The organism is Streptomyces sp. NRRL B-24484 (genome assembly GCF_000717715.1).
In the GTDB taxonomy this organism is placed as follows: Bacteria; Actinomycetota; Actinomycetes; order Streptomycetales; family Streptomycetaceae; genus Kitasatospora.
Genome location: NZ_JOAI01000036.1, coordinates 43,340 through 57,374, shown reverse-complemented (window position 1 = coordinate 57,374; position 14,035 = coordinate 43,340). Strand labels below are relative to the sequence as shown.

At 73.6% G+C, this 14,035-nt stretch carries 12 protein-coding genes; 8 read left to right on the top strand and 4 right to left on the bottom strand.

What is annotated here, in order from left to right; genetic code table 11:
- The first annotated feature begins 97 nt into the window (after positions 1-97).
- Entirely contained in the window at positions 98-796 is a 699-nt protein-coding gene (locus IE98_RS0127895; RefSeq protein WP_063749015.1) for a prepilin peptidase, read from the top strand.
- A gap of 132 nt (positions 797-928) precedes the next feature.
- Here the strand turns inward: IE98_RS0127895 and IE98_RS0127890 are convergent, their stop codons facing one another.
- Entirely contained in the window at positions 929-2,527 is a 1,599-nt protein-coding gene (locus IE98_RS0127890; RefSeq protein ID WP_030273609.1) for a chitinase, read from the bottom strand.
- Positions 2,528-2,901: 374 nt separating this feature from the next.
- Between IE98_RS0127890 and IE98_RS0127885 the strand changes: the two genes are divergently transcribed.
- From IE98_RS0127885 to IE98_RS43195, 4 genes are all read left to right on the top strand, one after another.
- On the top strand, positions 2,902-3,696 hold the full coding sequence (locus tag IE98_RS0127885) for an isoprenyl transferase (protein WP_052391058.1): 795 nt from the start codon (positions 2,902-2,904) through the stop codon (positions 3,694-3,696).
- Positions 3,697-3,910: 214 nt separating this feature from the next.
- Entirely contained in the window at positions 3,911-5,245 is a 1,335-nt protein-coding gene (locus IE98_RS0127880; protein WP_030273605.1) for a PhoH family protein, read from the top strand.
- Positions 5,246-5,671: 426 nt separating this feature from the next.
- Positions 5,672-6,355 (top strand): transglycosylase SLT domain-containing protein, encoded by a 684-nt coding sequence (locus tag IE98_RS0127875; protein ID WP_030273604.1) that lies wholly within the window; start codon positions 5,672-5,674, stop codon positions 6,353-6,355.
- 358 nt (positions 6,356-6,713) lie between these two features.
- Positions 6,714-8,054, top strand: a complete 1,341-nt coding sequence (locus tag IE98_RS43195; RefSeq protein WP_030273603.1) for an AI-2E family transporter — start codon at positions 6,714-6,716, stop codon at positions 8,052-8,054.
- Between the two features lie 97 nt (positions 8,055-8,151).
- Here IE98_RS43195 and IE98_RS0127865 read toward each other — a convergent pair whose 3' ends face one another.
- Both IE98_RS0127865 and IE98_RS0127860 read right to left on the bottom strand, forming a co-directional pair.
- Positions 8,152-8,688 carry an alkyl hydroperoxide reductase gene (locus tag IE98_RS0127865; protein WP_030273602.1) on the bottom strand — a complete coding sequence of 179 codons (537 nt, stop codon included), beginning with the start codon at positions 8,686-8,688 and terminating at the stop codon, positions 8,152-8,154.
- 3 nt (positions 8,689-8,691) lie between these two features.
- On the bottom strand, positions 8,692-9,243 hold the full coding sequence (locus tag IE98_RS0127860) for a peroxiredoxin (protein ID WP_030273601.1): 552 nt from the start codon (positions 9,241-9,243) through the stop codon (positions 8,692-8,694).
- 140 nt (positions 9,244-9,383) lie between these two features.
- Between IE98_RS0127860 and IE98_RS0127850 the strand changes: the two genes are divergently transcribed.
- From IE98_RS0127850 to IE98_RS43190, 3 genes are all read left to right on the top strand, one after another.
- Positions 9,384-10,337: a LysR substrate-binding domain-containing protein gene (locus tag IE98_RS0127850; protein WP_030273599.1), complete on the top strand. Its 954-nt coding sequence runs from the start codon at positions 9,384-9,386 to the stop codon at positions 10,335-10,337.
- A gap of 108 nt (positions 10,338-10,445) precedes the next feature.
- On the top strand, positions 10,446-11,408 hold the full coding sequence (locus IE98_RS51155) for an AAA family ATPase (protein ID WP_234443696.1): 963 nt from the start codon (positions 10,446-10,448) through the stop codon (positions 11,406-11,408).
- Positions 11,405-12,145: an HNH endonuclease gene (locus tag IE98_RS43190; RefSeq protein WP_052391057.1), complete on the top strand. Its 741-nt coding sequence runs from the start codon at positions 11,405-11,407 to the stop codon at positions 12,143-12,145. The genes IE98_RS51155 and IE98_RS43190 overlap by 4 nt, the downstream gene beginning before the upstream one ends.
- 64 nt (positions 12,146-12,209) lie before the next feature.
- On the opposite strand, the gene IE98_RS0127835 is transcribed toward IE98_RS43190, so the two are convergent.
- Entirely contained in the window at positions 12,210-13,997 is a 1,788-nt protein-coding gene (locus tag IE98_RS0127835; RefSeq protein WP_052391056.1) for an ATP-binding SpoIIE family protein phosphatase, read from the bottom strand.
- Positions 13,998-14,035 lie beyond the last annotated feature (38 nt).

Genomic DNA, 14,035 nt, shown 5'->3' with positions numbered 1-14,035 from the left:
ACGGCGCCGTTACGGGGATCATCACGTGTTCCACGCCACAGACCGCACCGACTGCGCGAGGATCGCGCCAGGATCGGGAGGACCGACGGGGGACGGAATGATCGGGCCATGGGCCGGCGCACTGCTGGGGCTGGCCGCCGCACCGCTGCTGCGCGCCGCCGCTGTGCGCCACGCGGTGCCGTACGGCGAGCCGTTGCGGCAGTGCTGTCCGGCGGGCGGGTGGGCGAGCCGGGCGAGGTGGCCGAACGGGCGCTGCGCGGGCTGCGGGGAGGCGGGGACGCCCCCGCGGCCGGGCGCGGTGGAGCTGGTGGCGGTCGCCGTCGGCGCCGCGCTGGGCTCGGCGGCGACGGACGCCGGCACCGCCGCGCTGTTCTGCTGGGCGGGCCTGTTCGGGGTGGTGCTCGGCTTCGTCGACGCGGCGGTGCTGCGGCTGCCGGACGCACTGACCCTGCCGCTCTTCGCCGGGACGGCGGTGCTGCTGCCGCTCGCCGACCACCGGCCGGCGGTGCTGCTGCGCTGCCTGCTGGCGGCCGCCGCGCTCGGCCTGCTCTACGGCGGGCTGGCCCTGCTGCTGCCGATCGGCCTCGGCGACGCCAAGCTGGCGCCGAGCCTCGGTGCGGTGCTCGGCCTGTACGGCTGGGGGGCGGTCGGCGGCGGGGTGTTCGCGGCGTTCCTGCTCGGCGGGGTGTGGGGGGTGCTGCTGCTGGTGACCCGGCGGGCCGGCCGCGGGGACGCCCTGCCGTTCGGGCCGCCGCTGCTGCTGGGCACCCTGCTCGCGGTGCTGGCCGCGGCCTGACGCGCCGTCCGCGTCCGACGCGACGCGCGCCGGACGCGGACATGGGCGGAGCCCGCCGTACCCCAGCGGTACGGCGGGCTCCTGAGCGACGCACCGGCCCCCACCCTCAGGAGGCGGCGCGCCCCGTGCGGGTTACGGCATCGCGTGGGCGTGGGCGCCCACGTTGGTGGAGAAGTCGTTGCCGTTCTTGAGGTCCCAGTTGGTGGACCAGGTCATCGCGCCGCGGATGGTCGGCCACTTCGTCGGCGGGACGAAGCTGCCGCAGTGGGTGCCGGTGGCGAGGCAGTCCAGCGCGTTGTTGACCACGGTGGAGTTGACGTAGCCGCCGCCCGCCGCCTGGCTGGACGCCGGGACGCCGATGCCGACCTGGTCCGGCCGCAGGCCGCCCTGGATGTGGGTGCAGACCTGGGCGGTGATGAAGTCGACCGTGCCCTGGGTGTAGACCTTGCCGTCGCAGCCGTTCATGCCGCCCGAGTTGTAGAACTGGGTGTTGACGACGGTCAGGATGTCCTTGGTGTTGAGCGCCAGCTGGAAGTAGGCACCGGCGGTGCTGTACATCCCGATGGTCTCCGGGGCCATGGTCAGGACGAAGTTCGCGCCGACCTTGGACTGCAGGGTGTGCAGCGCCTGCGACATGTACGTCGGGTCGACGCCGTTCTCCAGGTCGATGTCGACGCCGTCGAAGCCGTACTGCTGGACCAGCGCGTAGGCGGTGTTGGCGAAGTTGGCCGCCGCGGAGGCGTTGGCGACGCTGATCGCGCCGTTCTGGCCGCCGACCGAGAGGACGACGCGCTTGCCGGCCGCGTGCTTGGCGGCGATGTCCGCCCTGAAGTCGGCGTCGGTGTAGCCGCCGAGCTTGGACGAGAGCGCCGGGTCCAGGGTGAAGCTGATCGCGCCGGGCGTGCCCGTCGCGTCGGCGAAGGAGACGGCGATGACGTCGTACGCGCTCTGCACGTCGCGCAGCTTCTGCACGGGGGCGCCGTTGTCGAAGTTCTGCCAGTAGCCGGTCAGCAGGTGCTTGGGCAGGTTGCCGTTGGGCGGCGTCGGCGAGGAGGTCGGGCTCGACGTCGGGCTGGAGGTCGGCGAGCTCGTCGGCGAGGAGGTCGGGGACGAGGTCGGCGAGGACGTCGGCGAGGCCGAGGCGGAGGTGCTCGGCTTCGGCGAGGTCGGCGAGGAGCTCGGGGAGGCGGTGCCGCCCGGGCCGGTCAGCGTGATGTCGTCCGCGTTGTACGCGGCCTGGCCGTACCAGCCGTGCACGTACAGCGTGATGCTGTTGGTGCTCGCGCCGGTGGTGAAGGTGGTGGACAGCTGGTTCCAGCTGCTCTGGCTGGACCAGGTCGACGGGTCGGTCGAACCGGTGCCGCGGGCACCGAGGTAGACGTACGGGCCCTGCACGAAGCCGGCCAGCGTGTAGCTGGTGTTCGGCAGCACGCTGACGGTCTGGGTGCACTCGGCGGTGTCGGAGCTGCTCGGCGCGGCGCTCAGCGCGTACGAGCCCGCGTGCACCGGCGAGGAGGCGGCGCTCGCCGTGCCGGTGCAGGTCCAGCCGGACAGGTTGCCGGCCTCGAAACCGCCGTTGGTGACCAGGTTGCCGACGGCGGCGCCGGCCCCGCCGGCGGTCAGCGCCAGACCGGCGCCGGCCAGGGCGAGGGCCGTGGTGCCGGCGGCGACTGCGGCCGGGAGCTTGGAGCGGCGCCGCCGGTGGGACGGCTGCGCGAGGTGACGGGCCATGGGCGGGCTCCTGGAAGGAAGGCGGAGGGGAGCCGCCGCGGTGGGGGTCGCGGCGGCTCCGCGTGGGGGAGGGACGGCTGGGGCCGCGGAGGTGTGGGAAGGGCTCCGGTGTGCCCTCGCTCACAAGCTGGACTAGACCAATGCCGGGCGTCAAGAAGCGGACGGCGGCTTTACGCCGTCTTACGGCTGGCTTAAGGAAGCGGAGACCGGATCGTGTCCGAGCGGCCCGCGCGGCCCCGGGACGCTCCCGGGGCGAAGCCGTGACCCCATCGGTACCTGCGGCTTTACCTCCATGCGCACTGCCGGAGTAGGCTGCGCCAGGAATTCCGCACCAGGTGGGCGAGCGGCGGACGAGCACGGAGGGGCCGAGGAACATGGGTCTGCGCGATGTCGTCGAGCGAACGCCGGGTCTGCGCACCCTGCTGGACAACGCCTACCGGCTGTACGGCCGGCGGGTCGAGGTCCACCTCGACAACACCCCCCGCCACATCGGCGTGATCCTCGACGGCAACCGCCGCTGGGCGAAGGCCACCGGCGGCACCACCGCCCAGGGCCACCAGCGCGGCGCCGACAAGATCAGCGAGTTCCTCGGCTGGTGCGACGAGACCCACGTCAAGGTCGTCACCCTGTGGATGCTCTCCACCGACAACCTGGCCCGGCCCGCCGAGGAGCTCGTCCCGCTGCTCGGCATCATCGAGGACGCCGTCCGCGGCCTCGCCGAGGCCCGCCGCTGGCGGATCAACCCGGTCGGCGCGCTCGACCTGCTGCCCCCGCGCACCTCCCAGGTGCTCAAGGAGGCGGCCCACGACACCGCCCACATCGAGGGCGTCACCGTCAACGTCGCGATCGGCTACGGCGGCCGCCGCGAGATCGCCGACGCCGTCCGCTCGCTGCTCCAGGAGCACGCCGACCGCGGCACCTCGATCGAGCAGCTCGCCGAGATCCTCGACGTCGAGCACATCGCCGAGCACCTCTACACCAAGGGCCAGCCCGACCCCGACCTGGTCATCCGCACCTCGGGCGAGCAGCGGCTCTCCGGCTTCCTGCTCTGGCAGAGCGCCCACAGCGAGTTCTACTTCTGCGAGGCGTACTGGCCCGCCTTCCGCAAGGTCGACTTCCTCCGGGCGCTGCGCGACTTCCAGCTGCGCAACCGCCGCCTGGGCCTCTGAGCCCTCCGGCCGGACGGCACTGACGCCGGGTCAAACGAAATACCCGCAGGCCACGGCCCCAAAACGTGCTCCTGTTGTGACCCGGCAGTTCACGCCCAGGGGTATGCACGAGCCACTACGGGGGCATATACCGGTCAGACCGGTACCCCGGCCACCGGGGTCGCGGGGACCGGTGAGCCGCGGGTGACGCTGGGTCATCCGCTCTGGAGGCCTAGTGGTCAGTTCCAAGAGCCGCCGGACACCAGACCGGCGCACGTACGTTCTCGACACCAGCGTGCTCCTGGCGGACCCGCTCGCCATGACCCGCTTCGAGGAGCACGAGGTCGTCCTGCCGGTGGTCGTGGTCACCGAGCTGGAGGCCAAGCGGCACCACCCGGAGCTGGGCTACTTCGCCCGCCAGGCGCTGCGCCTCCTCGACGACTACCGGATCCGCCACGGCCGGCTCGACGAACCGATCCCGGTCGGCGAGCTCGGCGGCACCATCCGGGTCGAGCTGAACCACTCCGACCCGTCGATCCTGCCGGCCGGCTACCGCGCGGGCGGCGGCGAGTCCGACACCCGCATCCTGGCGGTCGCCCGCAACCTGCAGGCCGAGGGGTACGACGTCACCGTCGTCTCCAAGGACCTCCCGCTGCGGATCAAGGCCAGCTCGGTCGGCCTGCTGGCCGAGGAGTACCGGGCCGAGCTCGCGATCACCTCCGGGTGGACGGGCATGACGGAGCTGCACGTCCCCGGCGACCAGGTCGACGCGCTCTTCGGAGCCCCGCACGACGCCGCGGTGGACGTCGACGGCGCCGCCGAGCTGCCGGTGCACACCGGGCTCGTCCTGCAGTCGGAGCGCGGCCGGGCCCTCGGCCGGGTCACCCACGACGGGCGGGTGCGCCTGGTGCGCGGCGACCGTGAGGCGTTCGGCCTGCGCGGCCGCAGCGCCGAGCAGCGGGTCGCCCTCGACCTGCTGCTCGACCCCGAGGTGGGCATCGTCTCGATGGGCGGCCGGGCCGGCACCGGCAAGTCGGCGCTGGCGCTGTGCGCCGGCCTGGAGGCCGTGCTGGAGCGCGGCCAGCACCGCAAGGTGATGGTGTTCCGCCCGCTGTACGCGGTCGGCGGCCAGGAGCTCGGCTACCTGCCGGGCAGCGAGGCCGAGAAGATGGGGCCCTGGGCCCAGGCCGTCTTCGACACCCTCTCCGCGGTCACCACCCCGGACGTGATCGAGGAGGTCATCTCCCGCGGGATGCTGGAGGTCCTGCCGCTCACCCACATCCGCGGCCGCTCGCTGCACGACGCCTTCGTGATCGTGGACGAGGCCCAGTCGCTGGAGCGGAACGTCCTGCTGACGGTGCTGTCCCGGATCGGCCAGGGCTCGCGGGTGGTCCTCACCCACGACGTGGCCCAGCGGGACAACCTGCGGGTCGGCCGCTACGACGGCGTGGTCGCGGTGGTCGAGAAGCTGAAGGGGCATCCGCTCTTCGCCCACATCACGCTGACCCGCTCCGAGCGCTCGCAGATCGCCGCCCTGGTCACCGAGATGCTGGAGGACATCCAGCCGTAGGAACGGCAGTGACAAAAGCGGACAAATCAGTATGAATGACCGTCAAGGGGCCTGCCGCATAGCGGCGGGCCCCTCGATCTGTCACCGGATCGGACGGGTCGTCGACGACCTTTCGGGCAAAAGCCCAGCTCGCAAAGATTGTGAGATCCGCCACGCAACCGGGAATTGCGTAGACACGTCCCGGTGCGGCATGGTGAGGGTTCTGTCAGGCCCCGCGTACGGCAGAATCGCGCCCGGCAACTCCGGTCGGCGGGCACACAACTGAACACCGATGAGTCGTACGCCGCCCGTTCACCACGCCGTTCCGAGTCCGCTCGGCCCGGCAGTCGGGCCAGTGTCTCCCGTGACCAGTACCGACGGAGGCGAGCGGCAAGGGGCATGTTGCGTCCGTACGGTCACGCGCGGTCGCCGCCGGAAGGAAACCATGTGACTCGGATCTCGGTCCGGGGAGTTGCTGTGGCCTCCGCCACCGCCGTCACCGCTGTCGGTGCGGTCGTGGGCGCGGCCTCGGGCAGCGAGGGCACGACCGCACAGACGGTCGACGTCGCGAGCGCCACGCTGCTCGCCGATGTGCCCTCCGGCGCCCAGGCACAGACCATCAGCGACAACTTCGCCCGCCAGGCGAGCGCCCAGCAGGTGTCCGCCGACGCGGCCGCCAAGAAGGCAGCCGAAGAGGCCGCGCGCCAGAAGGCCGCCGCCGACGCGCAGGCCAAGGCCGACGCGGAGAAGGCCGCCAAGGCCGCCGAAGAGGCGAAGCGCAAGGCAGACGAAGAGGCCGCCAACCGCGCTGCCGCGCGGACCGCGCTCGCCGCGGTCCCGGCCGGCTCGGTCCAGGCGATGGCCGCCCAGATCGTCGGCGACGCCGACCAGTTCTCCTGCTTCAGCGAGATCGTGAAGCGCGAGAGCGGCTGGGACTACACCGCCACCAACGCGTCCTCCGGCGCGTACGGCCTGGTGCAGGCCCTGCCGGGCTCCAAGATGGCCTCGGCCGGCGCCGACTGGAAGACCAACCCGGCCACCCAGATCAAGTGGGGCCTCAACTACATGAACAGCCGCTACGGCAGCCCCTGCGGCGCCTGGTCGTTCTGGCAGTCCCACCACTGGTACTGATCCTGCCGGCACCCTCGTGCAGCGAAGGCCCCCGACCGCTCCGGTCGGGGGCCTTCCGCGTGCCGCGGGGCCGAGGGCGGGCCGCGCCGCCCGGGCGGCGCTGACCAGGGCGCTCACGGGCGGTGCGGCTCGATGCGGACGCGGGGCGCCGGAGCGGGTCCTGGACCTCCGGCACCGGCCGGTCCGCCGGCAGTTGGTCCTTTGTTCGGTGTCCTCCCCGCTCGACGGTGTCCGAAACCATCCGATCTGCGTTGATTCGTCATCTTCCGTGCTGCAGAAGGGCGCCGGGGCGGACGGGACCGCGGACACCCCGGGCGGGTACCGTCTGGCGGACAGGACGAACGGGGAGGGCGCGGACGTGGCAGCCGACAGGGCCGACGGAACGCGGGACCGCAGCATGCTCAAGGTGCTCGCCAGGACGGGCGCGGTCGCCGCCGGCGTGTGGGCCGCACTGGAGCGCCGGCGCCGGGCTGCCGCCCAGGCCGACGCGTTCGCCGCCGCGGACGGCGAGGACGGGACGGCCGACCACGTCCCCGTGCCGCGGCGGGCCGAACCCGAGCGGCTGCCGCCGATCGTCCGCGAGGTCCACAACCCCGGCCGCCCCGCGACCCCGGTCGAGGCGGTGCCGTGGGGCCTGCGGGTGGCCGCCGAGTCCACCTGGCGGCTGCTGCTGCTCGGCGTCGCCCTCTACGTGCTGTTCCGGGTCGTCGACATGCTGCGGCTGGTCGCCTTCGCCGTGCTCGCGGCGCTGCTGATCTCCGCCCTGCTGGAGCCCACCGTCTCCTGGCTCAAACGACTTGGCGTGCCCCGCTCGCTGGCCGCCGCCGGGACCTTCCTCAGCGGCCTCGCCGGCATCGGCCTGGTCGGCTGGTTCGTGGTCTGGCAGGTGACCAGCAACCTGGAGTCCGTCACCGGCAAGGTCCAGGACGGTGTCAACCAGCTCCGCGAGTGGCTGGTGACCGGCCCGCTGCACCTGACGCAGCAGCAGATCAACGACTTCGCCCGGCAGATCTCCACCGCCATCGGCAGCAACTCCGAGCAGATCACCTCGGCCGGCTTCACCGGCGTGACCATCGCCGTCGAGGTGCTCACCGGCGTCGTCCTCGCCGCCTTCACCACGTTCTTCCTGCTCTACGACGGCGCCCGGATCTGGTCCTGGGCGCTGCGCTGCCTGCCCCGGCACTCCCGCTACGCCATGGCCGGCGCCGGCCCGAAGGCCTGGGCCACGCTCACCGCCTACGTGCGCGGCACGGTCTTCGTCGCCTTCATCGACGCGCTCTGCATCGGCATCGGCATCCAGCTGCTCGGCGTCCCGATGGCCATGCCGCTGGCCGTGATCATCTTCCTCGGGGCCTTCGTGCCGCTGGTCGGCGCCCTGGTCACCGGCACCATCGCGGTGCTGATCGCGCTGGTCACCGTCGGACCGTTCACGGCGCTGATGGTGCTGGTCGTGCTCGTCGCCGTCCAGCAGATCGAGGGGCACCTGCTGCAGCCGCTGATCCTCGGCCGCGCGGTGGCCGTGCACCCGCTCGCCGTGGTGCTGGGCGTGGCCGCGGGCTCGATCGTCGGCGGCATCGGCGGCGCCATCGTGGCCGTCCCGCTGATCGCGGTGACCAACACCGTCGTCTCGCACCTGCGCCGCCGCAACGCCGCCGGCCTGGAGGTCTTCGAGGCCCTGGAGAACGCCCGCCAGAAATGACGCCAGGGGCGCGGGGAACCGCGCGGTGGGAGCAGCCGAGCTCAGCTGTCTTCCGTCCCGCGCGGTTCCCCGCGCCCCTCGTGGTTCGCCGGGTGCGTCAGATGGACGCGATGGCGGCCTCGGAGTCGAGGGTGGCGGCGACCGCCTGGATCACCGAGGCGATCTTGATCGACGCCTGGATCACCTCGCGCTCGACACCGGCCTTCTTGAGGACGGCCTCGTGCGAGTCGAGGCACTGGCCGCAGCCGTTGATCGCGGAGACCGCGAAGCACCACAGCTCGAAGTCGGCCTTCTCGACGCCCGGGGTGCCGATGATGTTCATCCGCAGGCCCGCCCGCATGCCGCTGTACTCCTTGTCGGAGAGCAGGTGCAGCGTCCGGTAGTAGACGTTGTTCATCCCCATGACGGCGGCGGCGCCCTTGGCGGCGTCGTACGCCTCCGGCTTGAGGTTCGCCTTCGCCTCCGGCTCCAGCTCGCGCAGCACGGCGGGGGAGCGGGTGGCCATCGCACAGGCCAGCACGGTGCCCCAGAGCTGCTGCGCCGGGAGGTCGGAGTTGCCGATGACCGCGCTCAGGTTGAGCTTGAGGTCCTTGGCGTAGCCGGGGAGGGCGGCCTTGAGGTCGTCGAGGGCCATCGGTCAGCCCGCCAGGAGGGCCTGGGCGTCGAGGGTGTCCTCGCCCTTGGTCCAGTTGCACGGGCACAGCTCGTCGGTCTGCAGGGCGTCGAGCACCCGCAGGACCTCCTTGGGGTTACGGCCGACGGAGCCGGCGGTCACCATGACGAACTGGATCTCGTTGTTCGGGTCGACGATGAACACCGCGCGCTGGGCGGTGCCGTCGGCGGCCTCGACGCCGCAGGCGCGCATCAGGTCGTGCTTGACGTCGGCCAGCATCGGGAACGGCAGGTCGCGCAGGTCCTTGTGGTCCTTGCGCCAGGCGTGGTGCACGAACTCGGAGTCACCGGAGACGCCCAGGACCTGCGCGTCGCGGTCGGCGAACTCCTCGTTCAGCTTGCCGAACGCGGCGATCTCGGTCGGGCAGACGAAGGTGAAGTCCATCGGCCAGAAGAAAACGATCTTCCACTTGCCCTCGTAGGTCTTGTGGTTGATCTCGGCGAAGGCGTTCGCGGCGTCGAGGTCGACGCAGGCGTTGAGTTCGAACTCGGGGAACTTGTCACCGATCGTGAGCACGTTCGCTACTCCTGGTTTGAGATATGAGGGAAAGTGCCCGAATTGCCTATGGTTCGACGTATTCGGACGCCATCCACCCTCGCACACCATGGACTGATCGGGGAAATAGCTAGACTCGTCACATCTGATCGGAGAGAGCTATCAGTACTGCCCCGCACCACAGCAAGCCCCGCACCCCCAGCGTTGCCCAGCTCCGCGCCTTCGTCGCCGTCGCCGAGCACCGGCACTTCCGCGAGGCCGCCGCCGCCACCGGAACCAGCCAGCCCGCCCTGTCCGGCGCCGTCGCCGCACTGGAGGACGCCCTCGGCGCCCAGCTCGTCGAGCGTACGACGCGACGCGTCATCATCACCCCGCTGGGCGAGCGCGTCGCCGAGCACGCGCGCCGCGTCCTCGGCTCCCTGCACTCCCTCACCGAGGCGGTCGAGGCCGCCCGCCGCCCCTTCACCGGGCCGCTCCACCTCGGCGTGATCCCCACCGTCGCCCCCTACCTGCTGCCCACCGTGCTGCGGCTGGTCCGCGACAGCTACCCCGAGCTGGAACTGCACGTCCACGAGGAGCGCACCCCCTCGCTGCTGGACGGGCTCGCCGCCGGTCGGCTCGACGTCCTGCTGCTCGCGCTGCCCGCCGGCGGCGCCGCGCCCACCCGCGACATCCCGCTCTTCGACGAGGACTTCGTCCTGGTCACCCCGCCCGGGCACGAGCTGGCCGGCCGCACCGACGTCCCGCGGGACGTCCTGCTCGACCTCGACGTCCTGCTCCTCGAAGAGGGCCACTGCCTGCGCGACCAGGCCCTCGACATCTGCCGCGAGGTCGGCGCCGACGGCGCGGCCGGCACCACCCGGATCGCCGGACTCTCCACCCTCGTCCAGCTGGTCGCCGGCGGACTCGGGACCACCCTGCTGCCGGTCACCGCCCTCGACGTCGAGGCCGGCCGCTCCGACCGGCTCGCCGCCGCCCGCTTCGCCGCCCCCGCACCCGGCCGCCGGATCGGCCTCGCCACCCGGCCCGGCTCCGCCCGCACCGACGAGTACGACCGCTTCGCCGCCGCCCTCAAGAACGTCCTGCGCGACCTCCCCGTCCGCATCGTCGAGTAGCTCCGCCGTCCACGCACCGCCGTCGGCATCGCGGCACGGCGCGTTGGGCATACCTCCCTCGAAGATCCGAACGAAGGGGGTGGGCGCGTGTACGTGTCGCGGATCAGGGTGACCGGCCTCAGGTGCTTCGACGGCCCGCGCGCCGCCGACCTCACCGTCGACCCCGGCCCCGGCTGGACCGTCCTCGCCGGGCCGAACGGCTCCGGCAAGACCACCCTGCTGCAGGCCCTCGCCCGCGCCCTCGGCGCCCCCGGCAGCCCCGAGCCGGCCGGCGGCGCCCCCGGCACCGTCGACCTGCCCGGCCTCGGCCACTGGGACGGTACCGGCGAACCGGCCCGCACCGGCCGCCCCCGCGCCCACCACCTCGGCGCCGACCGCACCCCGCCCACCACCCTCACTCCGGCCGCCGCCGCCCTGCTCGCCGAGGGCCCGCTCCCCGACGGCTGGCGGATCACCGACCCCGGCCGCGCGCTGGTCGCACCGCCGGACGGACCGGCCCGCCCGCTCGCCGCCCTCGGCAGCGGCACCGCCGCCCTCGCCGCGATCGTCTGCACCCTCGCCGGCGACGCCCGCACCGAGCCCGCGAACGGCGCGACCACCGTGCCGCGCCCCGGCATCGCACTGATCGACGACGTCGACCTCCACCTCCACCCCGTCCGGCAGCAGCAGATCGGCGGCTGGCTCACCACGCGCTTCCCGCAGACGCAGTTCCTGGTCGCCACGCACAGCCCGTACGTCTGCCAGGCCGCCGACCCCGGCACCCTCGTCCGCCTCGCCGCACCCGGCACCGCCGAAGCCCCCCGCGTCCTCGACGAGGACCTGCACCAGCGCGTCCTGTACGGCAGCGGCGACGACACCGCGCTCTCCGAACTCTTCGGCCTGCCCAGCGCCTACTCCGCCGCCGCCGAGGCCGAGCGCCGCCTGCTCGTCCGGCTGGAGCGCAAGCTCTACAGCGGCCGCGCCACCAGCGCCGAACTCGACGCCTACCGCCGCCTCGGCGCCAAGCTCAACAGCTCCCTCGGCGCCCGCGCGGACGAACTCGCCGCCCGGCTGCTGGGCGACCAGCCGTGATCCCGCTGCAGCGGCCGCCGCTCGCCCCCGCCCTCGCCGCCGAACTGGCCCGCCGCACCGCCGCGATCCGCACCGCAGGCCCGACCACCGCGGCCGGCCGCGCGGCCTGGCGCACCGCCCGCCAGCCCAAGGCCCAACTGCGCCTGATGCTCCGCCGGATGGCACCCGGCCTGGAGCGGTGCATGTACTGCGGGGACAACCTCGGCACCGACATCGACCACTTCGAGCCGATCGCCCGCGACCCGCTGCGGACCTTCGACTGGCAGAACCACCTGCTCGCCTGCGCCCACTGCAACAGCAACCAGAAGCGCGACCGCTTCCCCTGCGACCCCGTCACCGGCGAGCACCTGCTGGTCGACCCGGCCCGCGAGGACCCGGCCGAACACCTGGTGCTCTACCTGGAGTCCGGCGCCTACGACCCGCTCACCGCGAAGGGCGAGGCCACCATCGACGTGTTCGGCCTCAACGCCCGCCCCGAGCTCGTCCGCGGCCGCCGGATGATGTTCACCGTGGTCAAGTCGCTGCTCACCGCCTGGCGCACGGCCGGGGCCGCGGGCCGCGCCGCCGAGCAGCGCGAGTACCTGGACTCGCTGCGGCTGCTGCACCACGCGGACGTGCTCCGCACCGTCCTCGCCCTGCGCCGCACCCCGCCACTGGCCGCCGCCGTCCTCGGCCCCGACCTGACCGCCACCCTCGACGAACTCGTCCGGACCCACCCGGAGTTCGAACGGCCCTAGCACGGTGCTGCCCGGGGGGCCGGGGGCGCCCCGGGCAGGTCGGCCCGACCTCCGGGGGCGGCCGTCAGGGCGTGTCCCGGGCCTGGGTCGGGACGGCGCGGCAGCGGGTCGGCAGGCGCTGCTCGAACCAGACCACCTTGCCCGCGCCGAGCCGGGTCGCGCCCCAGTCGTCGGCGCACCGGGCGACTATCTGCAGGCCGCGGCCGTGCTCGTCGTCCGGCCCGGCACGCCGGGCGCGGGGCAGGGCCGGGCTGTCGTCGCCGACCTCGCAGCGCAGTCGTGAGGTCCGCACCAGGCGGAGCGTCACCGGCCGGGTGGCGTGCCGGATCGCGTTGGTGACCAGCTCGCTGACCATCAGCTCGGTGGTCTCCGTCAGCTCCTCCAGCCCCCAGCGGCGCAGCGCGTGCGCGGCGAGCCGCCGGGCCCGCCCCGGCGTCTCGTGCCGGGGCTGCAGGTACCAGTAGGAGACGTCCTCGGCAGGGATGCCGTCGAAGGCCGCGGCGAGCAGGGCGATGTCGTCGGCGCGCTCGCCCGGCGGCAGCACCCGCAGCGCCTCCTGGCAGACGTGCTCGGGGGAGTGCCGGTGGGCGGCGGCGAGCCGGGCGCGCAGCTGCTCCAGGCCGGTCGCCAGCGAGCGGCGCCGGCTCTCCACCAGCCCGTCGGTGAAGAGCAGCAGGGCCGAGCCGGGCGGCGCCGGGAGTTCGGTGGAGGTGAAGTCGACGCCGCCGACGCCGATCGGCGCGCCCGGCGGCAGGTCGAGCAGTTCGGCGGTGCCGTCCGGGCCGATCAGCACCGGCGGCACGTGGCCGGCGTTGGCGACCACGACCCGGTTGGCGATCGGGTCGTAGACCGCGTAGACGCAGGTGGCCAGGTGCTGTTCGGCGCCGAGGTGCTGGGCCTGTTCGTCCAGGTGGTAGAGCACCTCGTGCGGCGGCAGGTCGAGGCCGGCCAGGGTCTGCGCGCTGGTGCGCAGCTGGCCCATCACGGCGGCGGAGGTCAGCGAGTGGCCCATCACGTCGCCGACGATCAGCGCCACCCGGTTGCCGGGGAGTTCGACCGAGTCGTACCAGTCGCCGCCGACCTGGGCGCCGCGCTCGCCGGGCAGGTAGCGGTGGGCGAGCCGCACCCCGTGCGGCTGCGGCAGGTGGGCCGGCAGCATCCGGCGCTGCAGCTCGCGGGCGGTCTCGAACTCCCGGGCGTAGCGCAGTGCGGTGTCCACGGCGAGGCCGGCCTGGGTGGCCAGGTGGCGGGCCATCGCGGTGTCGGCGGGTTCGAAGCGGGCCGGACCGGCCTTGCCCGGGCGGCGGATCAGCAGCAGCAGGCCGAGCACGGCCTTGCGCCCGCGCAGCGGCAGGAGCAGCAGTGCCGTCCCGGCGGCGAGCCGGCCGAGGGTGCGGGCGCCGTACAGCTCGGTGAGCAACGGGCGCAGCCGGTCGGCGGCGGGGGTGCCGAGCACCGCGGGCCCGCACGGCGCCTGGCCCGCCAGCATCCGGGCGAGCGGGCCGCCGGGCAGCGGCCGGCACTGCCGGGAGCGCCGGCCGAGCCGGGTGCCGTGGCCGTGGTGGAGGCGCAGGGCGGTGGGCGGCCCGGGGTCGCGCTCCACCGGGGGCAGCGGGTCGCGCAGGTGCACCACCGCCGCGTCGGCCAGCGCCGGGACGATCGAACGGCCGAGGTCGCGGAGGGTGGTGCGCAGGTCCAGTGAGCCGTTGATCCGCCGGGTGGCGGCCTCCAGGTACCCGAGCCGCTCGACGAGTCCGGGCCGGTCGTCCCGCTGCGGTGCGGAGCGCTGGGCGCCGACCAGCGGCACGGCGGCGGTCGGCCGCCCTGCCTGGGGCGAGGAGTGGTCGCGCACGGGCTGCCCGTTCTTGAGATGTCGAGGGTGGTCGGGCC